The following is a 19,590-nucleotide window of genomic DNA, read 5'->3' on the forward strand; positions in this document are numbered from 1 at the left end:
GCGTGTTATTCTCAATGACGTAAAAAATCTATATCAATTAATTTAATATAGGCGCTATTTACGTTATAATGATTACTGTGAGTCAATACAACTGTCTTTGACCGTAGATTAAAATTATTATAAACTAATAGAGATGAAAATTTTTATATATATCTGGAGGGAATACACATGGCATCAGTTTTAGAAATTAAAGATTTACACGTTTCAATCGAAAATAAAGAAATCTTAAAAGGTGTGAATCTGACAATCAAGCAGGGAGAAATCCATGCGATCATGGGACCGAACGGTACTGGTAAATCTACTTTATCATCTGCTATTATGGGTCACCCGAAATACGAAGTGACACAAGGCGAAGTATTATTAGACGGTGAAAATGTACTTGAGATGGAAGTAGACGAAAGAGCCCAGGCAGGTCTTTTCCTTGCGATGCAGTATCCATCAGAGATCTCCGGTGTGACTAACGCAGACTTCTTACGTTCAGCGATTAACTCACGCCGCGAAGAAGGTCAGGAAATCAACTTGATGCAGTTCATCAAAAAATTAGATAAACAGATGGAATTCCTTGAGATGGACCTTGATATGGCACAGCGTTACTTAAATGAAGGTTTCTCAGGCGGCGAAAAGAAACGTAACGAGATTCTTCAGTTAATGATGCTTGAACCAAAATTCGCTATTCTGGATGAAATCGACTCAGGGCTTGATATCGATGCACTTAAAGTCGTTTCTAAAGGAATCAATGAGATGCGCGGAGAAAACTTCGGCTGTCTGATTATTACTCACTACCAGCGTCTACTCAATTACATCACACCCGACTATGTGCATGTCATGATGCAGGGCCGCGTTGTGAAATCAGGTGGAGAAGAGTTAGCACAACGTCTTGAAGCTGAAGGTTATGACTGGATCAAACAAGAATTAAATATCGAAGACGAAACTGTTAGTGCTGAATAATATCTGATTATACACGAGGAGGATTTTGCAATGAGTCAAACGTTTGACGTGAATCCTGGGATTATCCAGGAATTTTCACAATCAAAAAATGAGCCTTCATGGATGACAGCTGTCCGTGAAGATGCATTCAACCGATTAAATACTATTGAAATGCCAAAACCCGATAAAACGAAGTTAGATAAATGGAATTTTCATTCTGTTAAGCATACAGTGATTGATAGTGACACTTATGCATCAGTTGAAGCACTGCCTGCTTCCGTGAAGCAAGTGCTGGATATTGAGTCGATTGATAACTTGTACGTTCAGCATAACAATACACCGGCTCTTCTGAAAGTGAGTCCGGAACTTGAAGCACAGGGTGTCATCATTAAAGATATCCATACAGCGATGGCTGAACACAGTGAATTAGTACAGCAGTACTTCATGACGGAAGCGGTAAAAGTAGACGAACATCGTCTGACAGCGCTGCATGCCGCATTGATGAACGGTGGATTATTCATTTATGTCCCTAAAAACGTAGTCATTGAATCACCGATTCAAATGGTGACACTGCATGACAATGCTGACGTCAACTTATTCAATCACGTACTGATTGTTGCAGATGAAAGTTCTGAAGTGACATACGTTGAAAACTATATTTCAACAATCGCTGAAGCTAAAGCTCAGTTGAATTTAATTTCTGAAGTCATTGCCAGCAATAACGCGAAAATCACTTACGGCACAGTAGATTTCTTGTGCAAAGGCTTGACAGGTCACGTCATCCGCCGCGGCGTTGCAGCGCAGGATGCTGTGATTGACTGGGCATTAGGATTAATGAACGACGGCGATACGATTAATGACAACACCACTTACTTGATGGGCGACAACTCTTCAAGTGACTTGAAGATTGTTGTGGTCGGCCGTGGAGAACAGAAATTAAACTTCACGACTCAGATTATTCAGTACGGGAAAAATTCACAAGGTCACATCTTGAAACATGGTGTGATGAAAGACGCAGCATCATCTATCTTTAACGGCATCGGTTACATTAAACACGGTGCGACTAAAGCTGATGCACAGCAGGAGTCACGTGTCTTGATGCTGTCAGAAAAGTCACGCGGCGACGCGAATCCGATTTTACTGATTGATGAAGATGATGTGACAGCAGGTCACGCGGCTTCAGCAGGCCGTGTTGATCCGCTGCAGCTCTTCTACTTGATGAGCCGCGGTATTTCCAAGCAGGAGGCAGAACGCCTTGTCATTCACGGCTTCCTAGCACCAGTTGTTAACGTCCTGCCGATTGAAGCAGTCAAGCGTCAGCTGACAGAAGTGATTGAACAGAAAGTCATGGGCAACATTTAGTTTAAAGAAAGGTCCTGATAATATGACCGTTTTAAATATTAATAAAGTCAGAGCTGACTTCCCGATATTAAACGAACAAGTGAACGGGCAGCCGCTCGTTTATCTTGATTCATCAGCATCAAGCCAGAAGCCGCAAGCTGTTATTGATACCATCAGCCAGTACTATGAATCGATGAATGCCAATGTCCACCGCGGTGTGCACACACTCGGCACACGGGCGACGGACGGCTACGAGAAAGCGCGCGAGGCAGTTCGACGTTTCATCAATGCTCAGTATTTTGAGGAAATCGTCTTTACCCGCGGGACAACGACGGCGCTCAATCTTGTGGCTCATAGCTACGGTGACATGGTGGTCAATGCAGGCGATGAGATTGTCATCACAGAAATGGAGCACCATGCCAATCTTGTACCGTGGCAGATGCTTGCTAAACGTCGGCAGGCAGTACTAAAATATATTCCGCTGCAACCTGACGGCACACTGCTCATGAGTGATGTTGAGGCTGCGATTACCGATAGAACAAAAATTGTCTCTGTTACGCATGTGTCGAACGTACTCGGCACGATTAACGACATTAAGGCGATTGCCGCAGTGGCTCATAAACACGGGGCAGTTATGGTTGCCGATGGTGCTCAGGCTGTTCCTCATATGACCGTGGATGTTCAGGCGCTTGATGTTGATTTCTATGCCTTCAGCGGCCACAAAATGGTCGGCCCGACAGGAATCGGCGTGCTTTACGGCCGTCGTAAACTGCTGAATCAGACGGAACCGATTGAATTCGGCGGCGACATGATTGATTTTGTCGGCCTCCATGATTCAACATGGACCGAACTTCCTGTGAAATTTGAAGCAGGTACACCGCTGATTGCTGAAGCGATTGGCCTGCACGCAGCAATCGATTATCTTGAAGCGCTCGGCATGGATAATGTGCTTGAGTATGAACATGAACTGACGCGTTATGCCTATGAAAAAATGTCTGAAATAGAAGGCCTTGAGATTTATGGTCCGGGTCCGGATGCGAGGGCGGGACTGATTACTTTTAATCTGAAAGGTGTCCATCCTCATGACCTGGCGACAGCGCTTGATGCAGACGGTATTGCCATTCGTGCAGGTCATCACTGTGCACAGCCGCTGATGAAATGGCTGAATCAGTCATCAACAGCACGTGCCAGCTTCTACATCTACAATACAACAGAAGAAGTGGATGTACTGATTGAAAGTCTGAAGAAGACAAAGGAGTTTTTCAGTTATGAGTTTTAATAACCTTGATCAACTGTATCGCTCCGTGATTATGGATCATTACAAAAACCCCCGCAATAAAGGGGTCATTGCAGACGGCACGATGACGATTGACATGAACAATCCGACTTGTGGCGACCGTATCCGTCTGACATTGAATATGGAAGGTGACACGATTCAGGACGCTAAGTTCGAAGGTGAAGGTTGTTCCATCTCAATGTCCAGTGCGTCTATGATGACGCAGGCGATCAAAGGTCATACAATAGAAGAAGCATTACACATGAGTAGCGAATTCAGCCGGATGATGCTCGGAGAAGATTACAACATTGACGAAGACATGGGTGATATTGAAGCACTGTCAGGTGTTGCGAAGTTTCCTGCCCGTATTAAATGTGCTACCCTTGCATGGAAAGCACTAGAAAAAGGAACACAAGAAGAAGAATAAGGAGTGAATCAAATGGCTAAAAAAGCACCAGATGTCGGCGATTACAAATATGGCTTTCACGATAAAGACGTCTCTATCTTCCGTTCAGAACGTGGTCTGACAGAAGAGATTGTAAGAGAAATATCAAAAATGAAGGAAGAACCGCAGTGGATGCTCGACTTCCGTCTTAAATCATTAAAACAGTTCTACAAAATGCCGATGCCGATGTGGGGCGGTGATTTATCAGAGTTAAACTTTGATGAAATCACTTACTATGTTAAACCATCTGAGCATACAGAACGTTCTTGGGACGAAGTGCCTGAAGAAATCAAGCAGACGTTTGATAAATTAGGTATTCCGGAAGCGGAACAGAAATATCTTGCAGGTGTATCTGCTCAGTATGAATCTGAAGTGGTTTACCACAATATGCAGGAAGACTTAGAAGAACAGGGCATTATCTTTAAAGATACTGACTCTGCACTGCGAGAAAACGAAGAATTATTCAGAGAACACTTCGCATCAGTGATTCCGCCGGCAGACAACAAGTTTGCTGCACTGAACTCTGCCGTATGGTCTGGTGGATCGTTCATCTATGTACCAAAAAACATTAAGCTTGAAACACCACTGCAGGCTTACTTCCGTATTAACTCTGAAAACATGGGTCAGTTCGAACGTACACTCATCATCGTTGACGAAGGCGCAAGCGTTCACTATGTAGAAGGCTGTACAGCACCGGTTTATACAACGAACTCCCTTCACTCAGCAGTCGTTGAGATCATCGTTAAAAAAGATGCTTACTGCCGTTACACAACAATCCAGAACTGGGCGAACAATGTCTATAACTTAGTAACGAAGCGGACATTCGTCTATGAGAACGGTACGATGGAATGGATTGATGGTAACATCGGCTCTAAGCTGACGATGAAATATCCAGCTTGTTACTTGCTCGGTGAAGGTGCGCGTGGTATGACATTATCTATCGCCCTGGCAGGTCGTGGACAAGTTCAGGATGCCGGCGCTAAAATGATGCATATGGCACCAAATACATCATCTACTATCGTCTCTAAATCTATTTCGAAACAAGGCGGTAAAGTCGTTTACCGTGGTATTGTCCACTTCGGTCGTAAAGCAGAAGGTGCACGTTCAAATATTGAGTGTGACACATTGATTATGGACAATGCGTCGACTTCAGACACGATCCCTTACAATGAAGTGATGAATGACAATATTTCACTGGAGCACGAAGCGAAAGTTTCAAAAGTCTCTGAAGAGCAGCTGTTCTATTTAATGAGCCGCGGTATCTCTGAAGAAGAAGCGACAGAAATGATTGTTATGGGCTTCATTGAACCATTCACAAAAGAGTTGCCGATGGAGTATGCAGTAGAAATGAACCGTCTGATCAAGTTTGAGATGGAAGGTTCTATCGGTTAATCATCAAAGACGAGAGTTTCTCGTCTTTTTTTTGTTTAAACAAGTATCTTTCTTTCGTGTTTTACGTTAAGATTTTTATGTTGATAAAGACGCGGAGAAAGGAGCAGGCTTATGATTACCACGTATATAAACTCCGAAGAAGGAACGATTATAAAAGCCGATAAATATCAGGTGAACAACTGGGTGAATATCGTCCAGCCATCCCGTGAAGAGATGGAGGAAGTGGCTGAACAATTCAATATACCGATTGAATTTCTGGAAGATCCACTTGATCCTGAAGAAAGTGCACGTATAGAATACGATGAAGAAACCAATAGCACACTGATTATTAATGATTTTCCCATTCTAGATAAAAATATACGACAGACAGAATCTTATATTACTGTGCCGATCGGTATCATCTTGAGTAAAGGTTATATTATTACAATCTGTTCACAGGAAAATGATATGTTTAATAAACTGCTGAACCAACGTTTTGATTTACGGATGAAGTCAAGATTTTTGCTGGAAGTGCTGTTTATTGTAGCGACGATGTACAACAACACGTTGAAGAAAATCAACCGGGACCGGATCAGAATCGAGAGCAACTTAAGAAACTCTTTGACGAATAAGCAGCTGTACGACCTGATGGAGATTGAAAAGAGTCTCGTCTATTTCCTGACGTCGCTGACCGCCAATGGTGATGCAATCAAGAAAATCTTCAGATCGCGTTCAATCAAGCCTTATGATGATGATCAGGAACTATTGGAAGACTTATTAATCGAAAACACACAGGCACTTAATACGACAGAGCTTTACACGCGCATTCTTGAAAGTATCACAGGGTCCTATTCATCACTCATCGGTAATGAGATGAATAACATCATGAAAATCCTGACGCTGTTCACGGTTTTCTTGACGCTGCCGACACTCGTTTTCAGCTTCTTCGGTATGAACGTCCATCTTCCAGGCGTTTCATGGCTCGGCACACTGCTGGTCGCACTAGCGTTAATGATGCTGACCTTTATCTTTTTACAGCGGCGTAATATATTCAAATAATTGAGACTTGAGACAACTGTCCTGTCTTCAATAACCTTTCACACAGGGGCGTGCGCGAGCCTGCACGCTATTTCTGCAGGAGTCGCTGTGTATTGTTTTTGAAGAAAGCTGAATAGTAAGCTCAAGTCTTATTTTAATGATGGCCAGGGATGCGTCATAGATAATACGGATGTTTATGGTATGATAAATGCAGGTGATGATATGATAAATATAGGACTTACAGGCTGGGGAGACCATGATACTCTTTACGCTGATCTATCAAATAAAAAAGATAAACTGCTGACATACGGCAGTCATTTTCCGACGGTTGAACTGGATTCAACGTACTATGCCATTCAACCTGAACGGAATATCAGAAAATGGATTGCTGAAACACCGGCGAGCTTCAAGTTTGTCGTGAAGATCCATCAGGCATTGACTGGGCATGCAGCTGTCGAGGACTATGCGGAGAGTAAGCTGCAGCTGATCGAACAGTTTAATTTAATGATAGGGCCGATGCTGGAGGAGAATAAGCTCGCCATGGTGCTCATTCAGTTTCCGCCGTGGTTTGACTGTAATACCGGCAATATTAATTACATGCTGTATTTGAAGGAATATTTAGTGGACATGCCGCTGGCGATAGAATTCAGGAATGACAGCTGGTTTTTGCCGGAGATGAAGGAGAATACGCTCAGCTTCCTCCATGATAACGGCTTTATTCATTCGGTCTGTGATGAACCACAGAGCGGTCACGGTTCGATTCCGTTCGTCAATAGAGTGACGAGCCGGACTGCCCTGATGCGCTTTCACGGCCGCAATGTAGCCGGATGGACCAAAAAGGACTTGACTGACCAGGAATGGCGTGCTGTCCGCTACCTTTATAATTACAATGAAGAAGAGCTGCAGGAACTCGCCCGCAAAGTGAAAATTCTGGAGCAGAAGACAAAAGACGTCTATGTCATCTTCAACAATAACTCCGGCGGTCATGCGGCAGCAAACGCGAAACGGCTGATTGAAATATTGGATATTGAATACCGCGGGCTTAACTTTCAGCAGCTTAAACTATTTTAGGATGTGTCTTAATGTCAATTGTTATATTAATTATACTAGGTGTATTATCTGCTGTTATCGGGGCGATCGTAGGGATCGGCGGCGGCATCATTATCGTGCCGACGTTAATTTACTTAGGCATGGATGCGGGGATTCTCGATGATATCACGCCCCAGAAGGCGATAGGGACATCTACTGTTATTTTAATTTCCACTGGTCTGTCCGCTACACTCGGCTATTTGAAGACGAAGCAGGTCGATTTGAAGTCGGGTATGCTGTTTCTTTGCGGTATAGTGCCGGGTGCGTTTATTGGTGCTTATTTAAGCCGTTATTTAACACTTGACAGCTTTAATCTGTACTTTGGAATATTTCTTATCATCATCAGTATTGTGCTGATGGTCCGGAATCATATCAAGCCGATCAAATTGTTCCAGAACGAAGCGCATCAACGTATGTTTACCGATGCAGCAGGCACAACACATCACTACAGCATTGCGCCTGTGCCGGCGATTATCGCGACATTCATTGTAGGCTGTCTGACCGGACTGTTCGGTATCGGCGGCGGTGCCTTGATGACGCCGTTAATGATTATTTTATTCAGATTTCCGCCTCATATTGCAGTCGGTACGAGCATGCTGATGATTTTCTTCTCAAGTTTGTCTGGTGCTGTCAGTCATATTGTTCAGGGGAATGTTATCTGGTATTATGCAGTGATATTGATTATTGCAAGTTATATCGGTGCTAATATTGGCGTGCAGATCAACAAAAGAATGAAGTCAGATACAGTGATTTTAGTGTTGAGAAGTATTATGCTTCTGTTAGGAGTTTATTTAATTATTAAGAGTCTGTTATAGAGGTGAAGTCAATGGAACTGAAACTTTATCATACGAATGATATTCATAGTCATTTAATGACATACAATAAAATCATCCGCTTTCTGGCCGACAAGCGCGCTCAGTTCCCGCATACATACTATGTCGATATTGGAGATCATGTTGATCGCAGCCACCCTTTCACAGAAGGAACGCTCGGTCGCGGCAACGTTCAACTATTGAATGAAGCAGGAGCAGGAGTCGTCACGATCGGCAACAATGAAGGGATCACGCTGACGCATGAAGACTTCAATCATCTTTATGAAGATGCGGACTTTCAGGTGACCTGCTGCAATGTGACTGACCTTGACGGACGGCTGCCGGAGAATGTGAAGCGTCATGCCATTGAAGACATACATGGCATCACGTTCGGATTTATCGGAGCGACAGCTGAATTCACTCCTTTTTATAGAGCGCTCGGCTGGAATGTGACTGACCCGGTGGAAGCAATACGGGCACAAGTACAGGCCATCAAATCACAATGTGATGTCATCGTAATTCTCAGTCATCTCGGTAAGTTTACAGACCAAAGAATCGCTGCAGAGATTCACGGTATCGATATTATTCTTGGTGCCCATACGCACCATCACTTCGATAACGGTGATCTTGTGAACGGCGTGCTGATTGGTGCAGCCGGACGGTACGGCGAATACATCGGTGAATTGACATTGACGTTTGACGGCAGGCAGCTTACCGCCAAGAGCGCCCGGTTGGTCAGTACGGATGAACTGATTGACGGCGAAGAGGATTACTATGACCAGGGCCGGCGTATACTGAATGAAGTCATAACAGATCACACGCTCTCGCTGCCGAGAAGACTATACAGTGCCTCTGTGACGACTGCGTTACTTGCCAGGGAGCTGCGGCTGTTTTTGGAGGCTGACTGTGCACTTATCAATTCAGGACTGATTGTTGAAGGATTTGAAGGACCCGGTTTCACAAAGTATGATCTCCATAAGATGCTGCCGCATCCAATTAATCCGGTGAAGATTACATTGTCGGGACGTGAACTGATGGAAGTCATCGCGATGAGCATGAAACATGAACATCGGGGTGATATCGTCAAAGGCTTCGGTTTTCGGGGAGATTTATTCGGCATGTATGTGCTGGATAATGTCGGTATGATTCAATCAGAGCGACAGTTTTCCGTCGGGGGACGCTTAATCGATGTTCACCAGCAGTATACTTTGGCGACGCTTGACATGTATACTTTCGGTAGATTCTTCCCGCAGTTCGTTCAGAATGAGAAGGAATATATTATGCCGGAATTTCTGCGCGACGTAATGATGATGGCGCTTAACCGCCGTTAAAATAAATACAGCATTTAAATTTTGCTTAATGTTCGTTATAATGATAGGGTAATTTATTGGAGGGATGTTGTTTTGGCTACTAAGAATGAAGAGATACTGAGAAAACCAGAATGGTTGAAAATAAAGCTTAACACGAACAAGAACTATACAGGTCTTAAAAAAATGATGCGTGAGAAGAATCTTCATACGGTATGTGAAGAAGCACGCTGCCCAAACATCCATGAGTGCTGGGGAGAACGCCGTACAGCGACGTTTATGATCTTAGGAGCAGTATGTACACGTGCCTGCCGTTTCTGTGCCGTTAAGACAGGACTGCCGAACGAGCTCGATCTTGAAGAACCTGGTCGCGTAGCAGAATCAGTGGAACTCATGAACTTAAAGCACGTAGTTATTACTGCCGTTGCGCGTGATGATTTAAAAGACGGCGGCTCCCATGTCTATGCTGATACAATCCGTAAAGTCCGTGAACGCAACCCTTATACAACCATTGAAGTGCTGCCGTCAGATATGGGCGGTTCATTTGACAACTGGGTGACACTGCTTGAAGCAAAGCCCGATATTTTAAACCATAATATTGAAACAGTCAGACGTCTGACACCGAGAGTCCGTGCGCGTGCGACCTATGATCGCTCACTTGAAGTACTGCGCCGCTCTAAAGAGCTTTATCCGGATATCCCTACTAAATCAAGCTTGATGCTTGGGCTCGGCGAGACTTGGGAAGAAATTCTTGAAGTGATGGACGATCTGCGTGCCAATAATGTAGACATTATGACAATCGGCCAGTACTTGCAGCCATCGCGTAAACATCTGAAAGTACAGAAGTACTATACACCACTTGAATTCGGTAAGCTTCGTAAGATCGCTATGGAAAAAGGTTTCAAACATTGTCAGGCAGGGCCGATGGTCCGTAGCTCCTACCATGCTGATGAGCAGGTGAATGAAGCGGCGAAAGTCCGTCAGGCTATGGGAGAACTCGCTGAGTAGGTGAATATATGGTCATTAAGATAGGTGAACATTATTATAACATCATCGCCAATTACCGTGATGCGTTTGACGCAGAACAATTTGAAAGGCGTTATTCAGAAGTACTCGATAAATATCCTGTTATCGTCGGAGATATCGGATTCGAGCAGCTGAGATTAAAAGGGTTCTATGAGGACCGGAATAAAAAAGCGGATATTAGTAAACGCTTCTCAAGTATTCAGGACTACCTTATGGAATACTGCAACTTCGGATGTCCTTATTTTGTCTTGAAACGACTGCCGGCAGCTGAACGCCTCAATGAAGAAACACCGGTTGAAGAACATATTGCCGATGAAAGAGTAGAAATAATTGCAGAGCAGACTGATGAGCTATATAATAACAAAACATTAAAACAGTTTTTAAAGTGATCACTTAACAGTGATTACTTTATTTTTTTGGAGGATGCGATGAAACGAGTGTTATATGTATTATGTTTAGTGGTGCTATGTCTAGTGCTGGCGAGCTGCAGTTTAGCGCCTTTTAATTTCAATCAAGCTAAAGAGAATAGCAAGGAGGCCAGCGACGGTAATAATCAGTTCAGTAGTAATCCCGGGGATCAGCAGGCAATCAAAGAAATAAACGCTATTTTAAAGCAGGAGAACTTTAAGGGCACTCTTTATATTAAGAATCATAATAAAGTACTGATGAATGAAGCAGTCGGAGAAAAAAATTATAAAGGTGAGCAGTTAGGGACGGAATCTATGTTCCTGATAGGTTCCAGTCAAAAATTCCTAACAGGTATCATCGTAAAAAAACTAGAGGATAAAGGACTGATTGATCGTAATCAGCTCGTCTCTTTTTATCTTCCGCAATTTTACGGCATGAATATGACTATTAAGAATTTACTGATGCATAGAAGCGGATTAATGCCTTATCGTATGACCAAAAAATATAGAGGACTTGACGCGACAGTAAATACGATTGCTGAAAACGGCATGAATTTATCATTGTATAATACATATCATTATAATGATGCCAATTATATAGTTTTAGCTAAAGTGATTGAACAAGTTACCCAAAAAACTTATAAAGAGAATGTCTATCAATATATCATTAATCCTTTAAAACTGAAAAGAACAGGATTCTATGATGATAAATTGTTACAACCTTTTTTTGCTGAAGGTTATAGAACGAAATTTATGATGAAAACACCGATAAAACCTTTCGGCCTTGATCAATTTGACGGTGCAGGCAATATTTATATGTCAGCAGCTGATATGGCGACTTTAGCAGATGCATTCTATCATAATCAGTTATTTAGTAGTCAGGAGACGAACTTGATGAAAACGAGTATAGATGACAATGTGCAGCCTTATAGATATGGCTTTAATGTGAAAAAAAACTATCTTCGTCTTAGAGGCTACTTCTTTAATCAGGAAGTCATCTGCTGGTTCAATAATAATTTAACGATTGCTATGGCAACAAATATAGCAAAGCCGAGTAAAACAAAAAATAATGAACAAAGCGTTCTGAAAATTTATAACATCCTTACTCACAATAAGAGGTAGACATTTCGTAAGAAAATAAAAACATTAAATAAAGTTAATAAATATTTATGTTTTGTATATTATGTATTGCAAAATAATGTTAATTACCTTATTATTACAGATATGTTACATCAAAGCGAAAGTATTTTGTTTTAATTGGAGATGTTCAATTTATTGCAACAATTTCAAAAAACAATCGCTAATTAATGATGATATGAGTTGTGAAAAATAAAATCAGTTTTTATAATTTGATAGTATGGCTGGCAGGTGAAAATAATAATGATACTACAAAATGAAAATGTGAAACTCGCTTTGCTTACGTTGCTTTATCTCATCATTCTTTTTACTCTATTCTGGATTTATGGCGGTGGTGGAGTCGAAAGCAACTTTATTTATAATGAATTTTAATGAGTAGGTGTAAATATGAATTTTTTAACTCAATTATCACATCATACAACTGACAAACCGGATTCTTTATGTTTCATTCACCGCGAGGAGCAAATGACGTATGAGGAATTAGAGCAGTTATCAAACGGTCTGGCAGCTATGGTGGTCGAGAGTCGCCAGCCTTTAGTCGTTTACGGGCATATGTCAAAATGGATGATTGTAGGAATGATCGCTGCACTGAAAGCAGGCATCGGTTATGTGCCTATCGATACGTCTATACCGGATGAGCGCGTGGCTAAGATTCTACAAAAGATAGAACCGGAGTATATATTAGTGGCCGAACCGCTGGAAGTAGCGACTGAGGCACGACTAATTGAGCCGGGACAATGGCCTGACAGGGCAGAGTTCATCAAGGACGTCCAGCCTGAAGATATCGCCTATACGATCTTCACCTCAGGCTCAACCGGAATGCCGAAGGGCGTTGCGATTAAATATAAGAGCCTGGATGATTTCACTGACTGGATGGTGAGTCTATATGGTGCATCTGAAAAAAATTACTGGCTGAATCAGGCACCGTTATCGTTCGACCTATCAGTGATGGCTGTCTATCCGGCACTTGCTTCCGGTGGAACATTAGTGATGATCGATAAAGAGATGATTAAAAAACCTGCTGAAATTCAGCAGCAGCTGACTGAATATCCGATATCAGCGTGGGTTTCTACGCCGTCATTTATGGAGATGGGACTGCTGCTTCCGCAATTCAGTCAGGAAACATATCCGAATCTGCGCTATTTCTATTTCTGCGGAGAAGCACTTAAACATAAGACGGCTTCCCAGCTGAAGAACAACTTCGCTGATGCTTTTATTTATAACACTTACGGGCCGACAGAGGCGACTGTTGCGGTGACAAGTGTCAGAGTAACGGATGAACTGCTCGCAAAGTATAATCCACTGCCTGTCGGGTCACCGAGACCGAAAACGACCCTCTCTCTCAGCGAAGAAGGCGAACTGCTGATTCACGGAGATGCTGTCAGCGCAGGTTATATTAAAGAACCGGAAAAGACAGCACAGCAGTTTTTCAAGGCGGATGGTGAACGTAGCTACCGCACAGGAGATAAAGCAGAAATTAAGGATGGTCTCTGGTTCATCAATGGCCGTATTGATTATCAGATCAAGCTGAACGGCTACCGGATGGAGCTTGAAGAAATTGAGGAGCAGCTGACAAAAATCAATGGAATCCGTCAGGCAGTTGTCACACCTATAGAGAAAAATGGCAAAGTCCAGTACTTGGTGGCTTCTGTCTCAGCTGAAGCGGACGACCAGCTGGCACAGACGGTGAAGCAGCAGCTGAAATCGACTTTACCGGAATATATGATTCCAAGAAAAATCAGAGTCGTTGACAGCCTGCCGATGACACCGAACGGCAAAGTAGATAGACAGCGGATAAAAGAGGCTGTTTCATGATTCCATATGGTGATTTTTCATTCTTTTATATTGCGCTTTTATTATTGCTGCCGGTCATTATTCTTGGACTGCTGGGCAGAAAGTATAACGGACTAAATATAGCCATCAGTTTTATTATGCTGCTGCTTATATTTAAGGATCCGAATAAAAATTTATTCGGATTGTCTTTGTTGTCATATGAGATGGTCAGCTTTATCATCTATATCTTTTATCAGTTACTGCTGATCAAATTATACTTGAAGATAGTCAAAAACCATAATACGCTCACTAACTTTATACTGATTATGGCAGCGGTTATTGCACCGCTCGCCGTCGTTAAAGTCTTTCAGAGCTCATGGTTCGGTTTCGGCTCCTATGAGGTCGGTCAGCTACCTTTAAAATCGATAATCGGGTTTTTAGGGATCTCGTATATCATGTTCAAAAGCATTCAGATTTTAATGGAGATTAGAGATAGAAGGCTGAAAGAGATTAACAGCTATGAACTGATTAAGTTTTTAAGCTTTTTTCCGACGATTTCTTCAGGGCCGATTGACCGCTACAAAAGATTTCAAAAGGATGAGCACAAGCCGCTGACAAAAGAGCGGTATCGCGAGCTGCTGCTTAAAGCTGTCCACTATATCATGATAGGCTTACTCTATAAATATATTCTGGCATACTGGGTGGATCAGTTCATTATTCTGTCGATAGATTTTTCGGCGGCTTCCATCTGGATGAAGCTCGTGTATATGTATGGTTACAGCTTCTACTTGTTCTTTGATTTTGCAGGCTATAGTTTATTCGCCATCGCCTTCAGTTATTTGATGTCGATAGAAACACCACCGAATTTCAATGCACCTTTTGCATCTAAAAATATTAAAGACTTCTGGAACAGATGGCATATGACCTTGTCATTCTGGTTCCGGGACATGGTATACATGCGTATTGTGTTCTTCATGACGAAGAAAAAGCTATTGAAGGATGCTTTTATGGTATCCAATATCGCCTTTATGCTTAACTTCCTCATCATGGGAATATGGCATGGACTTGAATGGCATTATATTGCTTATGGTCTCTACCATGGTGTACTGTTTGTGAGTTATGGTTATTATGAGAAATGGCGAAAAAAACATCCGTGGAAACTACCGCAGGCCGCTGTAGACATTTTGGCAGTTGTCATTACTTTTCACTTTGTTGCTTTCGGATTTTTGATTTTCTCAGGTAAATTATTTTAGGAGGAAAAAAGATGAATATTAGAGAAGAAGTACTGGATATTTTAGAAGAAATTGCTGAGAGTGATATCGTTAAGACCAATCCGGATATCCGGGTTTTTGATGAAGGGATCATTGATTCACTGGCAACTGTCGTGCTGCTGATGAATATTCAGGAGCGCCTTGATATCGATGTGACGATCACAGACTTTGACCGTGAGACGTGGGCTACACCTAATATGATTGTGGATGAAGTGGAAAAACTTCAATGAAAAAGTTTATCCCCATCCTTATCAGTCTGACTCTGTTTGGCTTATTTTTATTAATTCCAGCCAGATTCGTTGATAAAATTTTTCCATTTACTATCACTACTAATGAAGGCACTAATTTAAATGAAACCACATTTAAAGGTACAGCCGTCCAAAATGTGATGTTTAAAGAAAAAAAGTTTTATCCCCTGTTCGGTTCCAGTGAGCTGGAGAAGAAAGATCCATTCCACCCGGTCCATGTCTTTCAGGAGCGGGGACTTAAAGTCAGACCATTTCTCATTGGAATGGGTGGTTCAACAGATTTAATTCATGCGATCAATATCGCGAGTCACATCGGCCAGATGAAAGATAAGAAGATGGCAATCATTATCTCACCGCAATGGTTTACGCAGAAAGGGATTCAAAATGATAACTTCAGCGCTCGTTTTTCAGCGCAGCAGGTGATTAACTTATTTTCCAATCCTCATGTACCACCTTATTTGAAAGCGCAGTTTGCGAAGAGACTGATTCATTTTGATGCGATAAAGAACGATGCAGCATTATATGATATTGTGAATGATAATATGAACGAGAAATTGACAGCGAGTGATTCCGGATTATCATGGAATCAATGGCTCTACAAAAATTCACTGGAAAAAAATGATATTATCAAAGCAAAATCGATGATGCAGAGTTCATACTTCGGACAACAGCGGAGCATGGATATTAAGTCGAAAAGCTGGCCTGAAGTAAGACAAATGGCAGTGGAATATGGTCGCAGAAAAGCAACCAACAACCCTTACTATATAAGAAATAAATATTATCATATGATACAGCATCATCAGAAAAAATTATCACGTTCAGACGAGTTTTTTGTCAACTCGCCGGAATTTGAAGATTTAGAGCTGCTGACTGCTGCGTTAAAAGCAGGAGGGGCAGACCCGTTATTTATCTCGATTCCTGCTAATGGCAAATGGTATGATCATATTCATATCAATTCAGCCCGTCGTCAGCCGGTTTATGATAAGATTGATGCCCTTATCAGCCGCAGCCATTTCAAACTGTATGATATGACCGACAAAGAATATGAACCTTATGTGCTCAGTGATGCCGTCCATATCGGCTGGAAAGGGTGGGTTTATATCAATGAACAGATGATTAACCACATCGAAGATAAATTTAACCATAAAAAAAGACTTCCGTGAGGAAGTCTTTTTTTATGCGATCACTTCTCTTAGAAAATCAGTGACTTCCTCTGCTTCTGCCTCACTGAGCCCTAAAACATAGGCAATATAACCGTCTTCATCCAGGTCATCCCTGCCGATGATACCGAACTTATTAGACTGCGTATTAAGCACTATCGTCTTACCGTAATGACGGTCTGTCTGAATTAGAGTCAAATCATGCCGCGTATCCCCGATAAAGCTGACAAATCTAATATTCGCTTTCTCAGAATCATCGTATAAAAACATATCAATCATCAGTCATACCTCCAGTTGACATCATTATATCCTGTCATCCAGGAAATATCAAAGGAGTGATTGTTATGTTAAGCGTGCCAGCAGCTCTCTACCTTGAGCAGTCAGCCCAATCGCTTCAAAGTCATTCTGACCGGTATCGCCGAATGTCAGTTTGATGCTTTCAATATCACGCTGGTCATACAGTGTATTCAAAGCCGCTTCAAGCTCCTGGTCTGAGAAACTCAGAGTAGAATCAGCCGCTTTAATTCTGCTGCCGATTTCAGCGACATCACTGAAACCTAAGTCTTTATTATGTTCTAATACTGATAAAATCTCCCGCGTAAAATTATCGGATAAAGTCATTTTGTCATCTCCCAAAGTAAGTGTTTCTTTTATATACCTGACATTTCATGGAGCTAAACGCTGAAACCACTTTTATTTTGCCGGTGACAGGGAATCAACTGTGAAGACATTGAAGAAATTTGTTAAACTAATGATGGAGGCGATCATATGTATTTTGTGGATAGAGAAGAGTTGCAGCACAAACTTGATTATATAGAACAGCTGACTCAAAGCTTCAGCCGGGAAGAAGGTTATGGCCTTGAGCGTGTATGCCATATGCTGATAGAAAGTGTCGTTGATGTCGGCAATATGATTATCGACGGCTTCATTATGAGGGATCCAGGGAGCTATCAGGATGTCATTGACATTCTCGAGATGGAGAACGTCATCAGCAGCACTGAGGCAGCAGCAATCTCAGCGACATTACCGCTGAGACAGTGGATGGTCAGAGATTACACGGCGATTGACCATCAGTCACTTAAACAGCAGTTTGCTGACCATCTGTCAGCTTATGAATCTTTTAAACCTGCAGTATCATCATTTATCGACAAAGAACTCGGACCGGTGTCGGCATTTGGTAAAGGAGGACGCGCATGAAGAAGTATAAAGGCTATCTGCTTGATCTGGACGGGACAATGTACGCAGGAACCCGCTTGATTGAAGGGGCAAAGGAATTCATTGATTATCTTGCTTTGAATCAGCTGCCTTATTTATTTGTCACTAATAATGCATCAAAAACTCCGGAAGAAGTATCAGCTAAATTATCCGCCATGGGCTTTGTCAGCACACCAGACAATGTCGTGACCTCTGCCATGGCAACAGCCATGTATATTGCAGCGGAAAAATCGGAAGCAAGCGTCTATGTCATCGGCGGCACTGGGATTAAAAAGGCGCTGGAAGATGAAGGGCTGGTCATTAAGGACGAGGAACATGTCGATTATGTGGTCGTTGGTCTTGATGTCGACATCACCTATGAGAAGTATGCAGTAGCATGCCTCGCTGTAAGAAACGGGGCGACTTTCATCTCCACGAACCCCGATGTATCGATTCCGACTGAGCGTGGTTTTCTGCCGGGTAATGGTGCACTGACAAGCGTGGTCGCAGTGTCGACGGGAGTGGTCCCCGTGTTTATCGGTAAGCCGGAGCAGCATATCATGAACAAGGCGGTCGAGCTGATCGGACTGCCGAAAGAAGACCTCGTCATGATCGGTGACCTTTATATGACTGACATTATGTCAGGCATCAACAGCGGGATTGATACACTGCACGTCCAGACCGGTGTCTCGACTTATGAGGCCGTCATGCAGGAAGCGGTGCCGCCGACTTATTCGGTGAAAAACCTGCTGGAAGTGATTGCTTATTATGAGGGGGAGACGCATGAGTAAAGTATTGATCACACGTGCAGTTCCTGAACGGTTTTTAGAAGACTTGAGGCAGACAGCTGAAGTCACCGTATATCCGGAAGAACTGAAACCGATGACCCGTGAACAGTTTCTTGACGAGAGTAAAGATAAAACAGTCGTCATTACGATGCTGAGCGACCGGGTGGATCAGGAATTTATGGATCACTGCCCTGAATTAAAGGCTGTCATCAATCTTGCGGTCGGTTACGACAACATTGATCTTGACTATGCTGCAGCAAAAGGAATCATCGTCTGCAATACGCCGGACGTGCTCACTGAGACAACCGCAGAGCTTGCTTTCACCTTGATGCTTGTCACAGCGCGCCGCATCATTGAAGCGGCACAGATGGTTCAGGACGGCCGCTGGATCGGCTGGGCCCCGTACTTAATGGCCGGTCAGGATGTTTACGGCAAAACAGTCGGGATTTACGGCATGGGTGCTATCGGACGGGCATTTGCACGCCGCTGCAGCGGCTTCGGCATGACTATTTTGTATCATAACCGGTCGCGTCAAGAAGCAGCAGAGAGCGAGTTAGGGGTAAAGTATGCTGACTTCGACGAACTGATCACAACGAGTGATTATGTCGTCTGTACAGCGCCGTTGACTGCCGAGACAGCAGGCAAGTTCAACAAAGACGTGTTCAGCCGGATGAAAGAAGATGCCATATTCATTAATATCGGCCGCGGCGGACATGTCATCGAGGAAGATTTACTGCATGCGGTGCAGCACCGTGAGATTCTTGCGGCAGGGCTCGATGTGCTGGCTGAAGAACCTATCAACAAGGACCATTCATTTCTGGCGGAGCCGAATATTGTGGTGTTACCTCACATCGGCAGTGCATCTGTCGAAACTAGAGATGCGATGATTCAACTCTGCGTGGACAATGCACGGCGTATCATAAATGGTGAGCAGCCGTTAACACCTGTAAAGATGAACTGAATCAAATTTAAATCTCTGC

The 19,590-nt window shown here is 42.9% G+C and carries 22 protein-coding genes; 20 read left to right on the top strand and 2 right to left on the bottom strand.

Annotation, left to right across the window (positions count from 1 at the left end; genetic code table 11):
* Nucleotides 1–168 precede the first annotated feature (168 nt).
* The 17 genes from sufC (at nt 169) to dltD (ending at nt 16,631) form a co-directional block, all read left to right on the top strand.
* Nucleotides 169–948 carry a Fe-S cluster assembly ATPase SufC gene (gene sufC, locus ERX35_RS01140; RefSeq protein WP_149458067.1) on the top strand — a complete coding sequence of 260 codons (780 nt, stop codon included), beginning with the start codon at nt 169–171 and terminating at the stop codon, nt 946–948.
* Between the two features lie 30 nt (nt 949–978).
* Nucleotides 979–2,289: a Fe-S cluster assembly protein SufD gene (gene sufD, locus ERX35_RS01145; RefSeq protein WP_149458068.1), complete on the top strand. Its 1,311-nt coding sequence runs from the start codon at nt 979–981 to the stop codon at nt 2,287–2,289.
* A gap of 22 nt (nt 2,290–2,311) precedes the next feature.
* Complete coding sequence (locus tag ERX35_RS01150) at nt 2,312–3,547, top strand: cysteine desulfurase (protein WP_149458069.1); 1,236 nt, start codon at nt 2,312–2,314, stop codon at nt 3,545–3,547.
* Complete coding sequence (gene sufU, locus ERX35_RS01155; RefSeq protein ID WP_149458070.1) at nt 3,537–3,971, top strand: Fe-S cluster assembly sulfur transfer protein SufU; 435 nt, start codon at nt 3,537–3,539, stop codon at nt 3,969–3,971. The genes ERX35_RS01150 and sufU overlap by 11 nt, the downstream gene beginning before the upstream one ends.
* Before the next feature lie 12 nt (nt 3,972–3,983).
* Nucleotides 3,984–5,381, top strand: coding sequence for a Fe-S cluster assembly protein SufB (gene sufB, locus ERX35_RS01160; protein ID WP_149458071.1), 1,398 nt, complete (start codon nt 3,984–3,986; stop codon nt 5,379–5,381).
* Between the two features lie 111 nt (nt 5,382–5,492).
* Nucleotides 5,493–6,419: a magnesium transporter CorA family protein gene (locus ERX35_RS01165; protein ID WP_149458072.1), complete on the top strand. Its 927-nt coding sequence runs from the start codon at nt 5,493–5,495 to the stop codon at nt 6,417–6,419.
* Nucleotides 6,420–6,620: 201 nt separating this feature from the next.
* Nucleotides 6,621–7,469 (top strand): DUF72 domain-containing protein, encoded by an 849-nt coding sequence (locus tag ERX35_RS01170; RefSeq protein WP_149458073.1) that lies wholly within the window; start codon nt 6,621–6,623, stop codon nt 7,467–7,469.
* A gap of 11 nt (nt 7,470–7,480) precedes the next feature.
* Nucleotides 7,481–8,302, top strand: a complete 822-nt coding sequence (locus ERX35_RS01175; RefSeq protein WP_149458074.1) for a sulfite exporter TauE/SafE family protein — start codon at nt 7,481–7,483, stop codon at nt 8,300–8,302.
* A gap of 11 nt (nt 8,303–8,313) precedes the next feature.
* Complete coding sequence (locus ERX35_RS01180) at nt 8,314–9,630, top strand: bifunctional metallophosphatase/5'-nucleotidase (RefSeq protein ID WP_149458075.1); 1,317 nt, start codon at nt 8,314–8,316, stop codon at nt 9,628–9,630.
* Between the two features lie 72 nt (nt 9,631–9,702).
* Nucleotides 9,703–10,614: a lipoyl synthase gene (gene lipA / locus ERX35_RS01185; protein WP_149458076.1), complete on the top strand. Its 912-nt coding sequence runs from the start codon at nt 9,703–9,705 to the stop codon at nt 10,612–10,614.
* 8 nt (nt 10,615–10,622) lie between these two features.
* Nucleotides 10,623–11,021 (top strand): YutD family protein, encoded by a 399-nt coding sequence (locus ERX35_RS01190; protein ID WP_149458077.1) that lies wholly within the window; start codon nt 10,623–10,625, stop codon nt 11,019–11,021.
* Between the two features lie 39 nt (nt 11,022–11,060).
* Nucleotides 11,061–12,161, top strand: coding sequence for a serine hydrolase domain-containing protein (locus tag ERX35_RS01195; RefSeq protein ID WP_149458078.1), 1,101 nt, complete (start codon nt 11,061–11,063; stop codon nt 12,159–12,161).
* A 258-nt stretch (nt 12,162–12,419) separates the two neighbouring features.
* The gene (dltX, locus tag ERX35_RS01200; RefSeq protein ID WP_149458079.1) at nt 12,420–12,548 is read left to right on the top strand and encodes a teichoic acid D-Ala incorporation-associated protein DltX; all 129 of its coding nucleotides are present in this window, start codon (nt 12,420–12,422) and stop codon (nt 12,546–12,548) included.
* 15 nt (nt 12,549–12,563) lie between these two features.
* The gene (dltA, locus tag ERX35_RS01205) at nt 12,564–13,991 is read left to right on the top strand and encodes a D-alanine--poly(phosphoribitol) ligase subunit DltA (protein WP_149458080.1); all 1,428 of its coding nucleotides are present in this window, start codon (nt 12,564–12,566) and stop codon (nt 13,989–13,991) included.
* A complete protein-coding gene (gene dltB / locus ERX35_RS01210) occupies nt 13,988–15,202 on the top strand; it encodes a D-alanyl-lipoteichoic acid biosynthesis protein DltB (RefSeq protein WP_149458081.1) in 1,215 nt (404 codons plus the stop codon). The genes dltA and dltB overlap by 4 nt, the downstream gene beginning before the upstream one ends.
* 11 nt (nt 15,203–15,213) lie before the next feature.
* Complete coding sequence (dltC, locus tag ERX35_RS01215; protein WP_149458082.1) at nt 15,214–15,450, top strand: D-alanine--poly(phosphoribitol) ligase subunit DltC; 237 nt, start codon at nt 15,214–15,216, stop codon at nt 15,448–15,450.
* On the top strand, nt 15,447–16,631 hold the full coding sequence (gene dltD / locus ERX35_RS01220; RefSeq protein ID WP_149458083.1) for a D-alanyl-lipoteichoic acid biosynthesis protein DltD: 1,185 nt from the start codon (nt 15,447–15,449) through the stop codon (nt 16,629–16,631). The genes dltC and dltD overlap by 4 nt, the downstream gene beginning before the upstream one ends.
* Before the next feature lie 12 nt (nt 16,632–16,643).
* Here dltD and ERX35_RS01225 read toward each other — a convergent pair whose 3' ends face one another.
* Both ERX35_RS01225 and ERX35_RS01230 read right to left on the bottom strand, forming a co-directional pair.
* The gene (locus tag ERX35_RS01225; RefSeq protein ID WP_149458084.1) at nt 16,644–16,907 is read right to left on the bottom strand and encodes a DUF3055 domain-containing protein; all 264 of its coding nucleotides are present in this window, start codon (nt 16,905–16,907) and stop codon (nt 16,644–16,646) included.
* A gap of 63 nt (nt 16,908–16,970) precedes the next feature.
* On the bottom strand, nt 16,971–17,249 hold the full coding sequence (locus ERX35_RS01230; RefSeq protein ID WP_149458085.1) for a hypothetical protein: 279 nt from the start codon (nt 17,247–17,249) through the stop codon (nt 16,971–16,973).
* Nucleotides 17,250–17,396: 147 nt separating this feature from the next.
* On the opposite strand from ERX35_RS01230, the gene ERX35_RS01235 reads away from it, so the two are divergent.
* The 3 genes from ERX35_RS01235 to ERX35_RS01245 are packed head-to-tail and all read left to right on the top strand — an operon-like array spanning nt 17,397 to nt 19,571.
* Nucleotides 17,397–17,825, top strand: a complete 429-nt coding sequence (locus tag ERX35_RS01235; protein WP_149458086.1) for a DUF86 domain-containing protein — start codon at nt 17,397–17,399, stop codon at nt 17,823–17,825.
* Nucleotides 17,822–18,613, top strand: coding sequence for a TIGR01457 family HAD-type hydrolase (locus tag ERX35_RS01240; protein ID WP_149458087.1), 792 nt, complete (start codon nt 17,822–17,824; stop codon nt 18,611–18,613). The genes ERX35_RS01235 and ERX35_RS01240 overlap by 4 nt, the downstream gene beginning before the upstream one ends.
* A complete protein-coding gene (locus ERX35_RS01245) occupies nt 18,606–19,571 on the top strand; it encodes a 2-hydroxyacid dehydrogenase (RefSeq protein WP_149458088.1) in 966 nt (321 codons plus the stop codon). The genes ERX35_RS01240 and ERX35_RS01245 overlap by 8 nt, the downstream gene beginning before the upstream one ends.
* The last annotated feature ends 19 nt before the right edge of the window (nt 19,572–19,590 follow it).

Origin of the sequence: Macrococcus equipercicus, from assembly GCF_004359525.2 — a bacterium.
Taxonomy (GTDB): Bacteria; Bacillota; Bacilli; order Staphylococcales; family Staphylococcaceae; genus Macrococcus; species Macrococcus equipercicus.

Excerpts from the sequence above, each read along its gene's own strand:
- sufC (WP_149458067.1), top strand. The coding sequence starts at position 169 with ATGGCATCAGTTTTAGAAATTAAAGATTTACACGTTTCAATCGAAAAT.
- sufD (WP_149458068.1), top strand. The coding sequence starts at position 979 with ATGAGTCAAACGTTTGACGTGAATCCTGGGATTATCCAGGAATTTTCA.
- ERX35_RS01150 (WP_149458069.1), top strand. The coding sequence starts at position 2,312 with ATGACCGTTTTAAATATTAATAAAGTCAGAGCTGACTTCCCGATATTA.
- sufU (WP_149458070.1), top strand. The coding sequence starts at position 3,537 with ATGAGTTTTAATAACCTTGATCAACTGTATCGCTCCGTGATTATGGAT.
- sufB (WP_149458071.1), top strand. The coding sequence starts at position 3,984 with ATGGCTAAAAAAGCACCAGATGTCGGCGATTACAAATATGGCTTTCAC.
- ERX35_RS01165 (WP_149458072.1), top strand. The coding sequence starts at position 5,493 with ATGATTACCACGTATATAAACTCCGAAGAAGGAACGATTATAAAAGCC.
- ERX35_RS01170 (WP_149458073.1), top strand. The coding sequence starts at position 6,621 with ATGATAAATATAGGACTTACAGGCTGGGGAGACCATGATACTCTTTAC.
- ERX35_RS01175 (WP_149458074.1), top strand. The coding sequence starts at position 7,481 with ATGTCAATTGTTATATTAATTATACTAGGTGTATTATCTGCTGTTATC.
- ERX35_RS01180 (WP_149458075.1), top strand. The coding sequence starts at position 8,314 with ATGGAACTGAAACTTTATCATACGAATGATATTCATAGTCATTTAATG.
- ERX35_RS01190 (WP_149458077.1), top strand. The coding sequence starts at position 10,623 with ATGGTCATTAAGATAGGTGAACATTATTATAACATCATCGCCAATTAC.
- ERX35_RS01195 (WP_149458078.1), top strand. The coding sequence starts at position 11,061 with ATGAAACGAGTGTTATATGTATTATGTTTAGTGGTGCTATGTCTAGTG.
- dltX (WP_149458079.1), top strand. The coding sequence starts at position 12,420 with ATGATACTACAAAATGAAAATGTGAAACTCGCTTTGCTTACGTTGCTT.
- dltA (WP_149458080.1), top strand. The coding sequence starts at position 12,564 with ATGAATTTTTTAACTCAATTATCACATCATACAACTGACAAACCGGAT.
- dltB (WP_149458081.1), top strand. The coding sequence starts at position 13,988 with ATGATTCCATATGGTGATTTTTCATTCTTTTATATTGCGCTTTTATTA.
- dltC (WP_149458082.1), top strand. The coding sequence starts at position 15,214 with ATGAATATTAGAGAAGAAGTACTGGATATTTTAGAAGAAATTGCTGAG.
- dltD (WP_149458083.1), top strand. The coding sequence starts at position 15,447 with ATGAAAAAGTTTATCCCCATCCTTATCAGTCTGACTCTGTTTGGCTTA.
- ERX35_RS01225 (WP_149458084.1), bottom strand. The coding sequence starts at position 16,907 with ATGATTGATATGTTTTTATACGATGATTCTGAGAAAGCGAATATTAGA.
- ERX35_RS01230 (WP_149458085.1), bottom strand. The coding sequence starts at position 17,249 with ATGACTTTATCCGATAATTTTACGCGGGAGATTTTATCAGTATTAGAA.
- ERX35_RS01235 (WP_149458086.1), top strand. The coding sequence starts at position 17,397 with ATGTATTTTGTGGATAGAGAAGAGTTGCAGCACAAACTTGATTATATA.
- ERX35_RS01240 (WP_149458087.1), top strand. The coding sequence starts at position 17,822 with ATGAAGAAGTATAAAGGCTATCTGCTTGATCTGGACGGGACAATGTAC.
- ERX35_RS01245 (WP_149458088.1), top strand. The coding sequence starts at position 18,606 with ATGAGTAAAGTATTGATCACACGTGCAGTTCCTGAACGGTTTTTAGAA.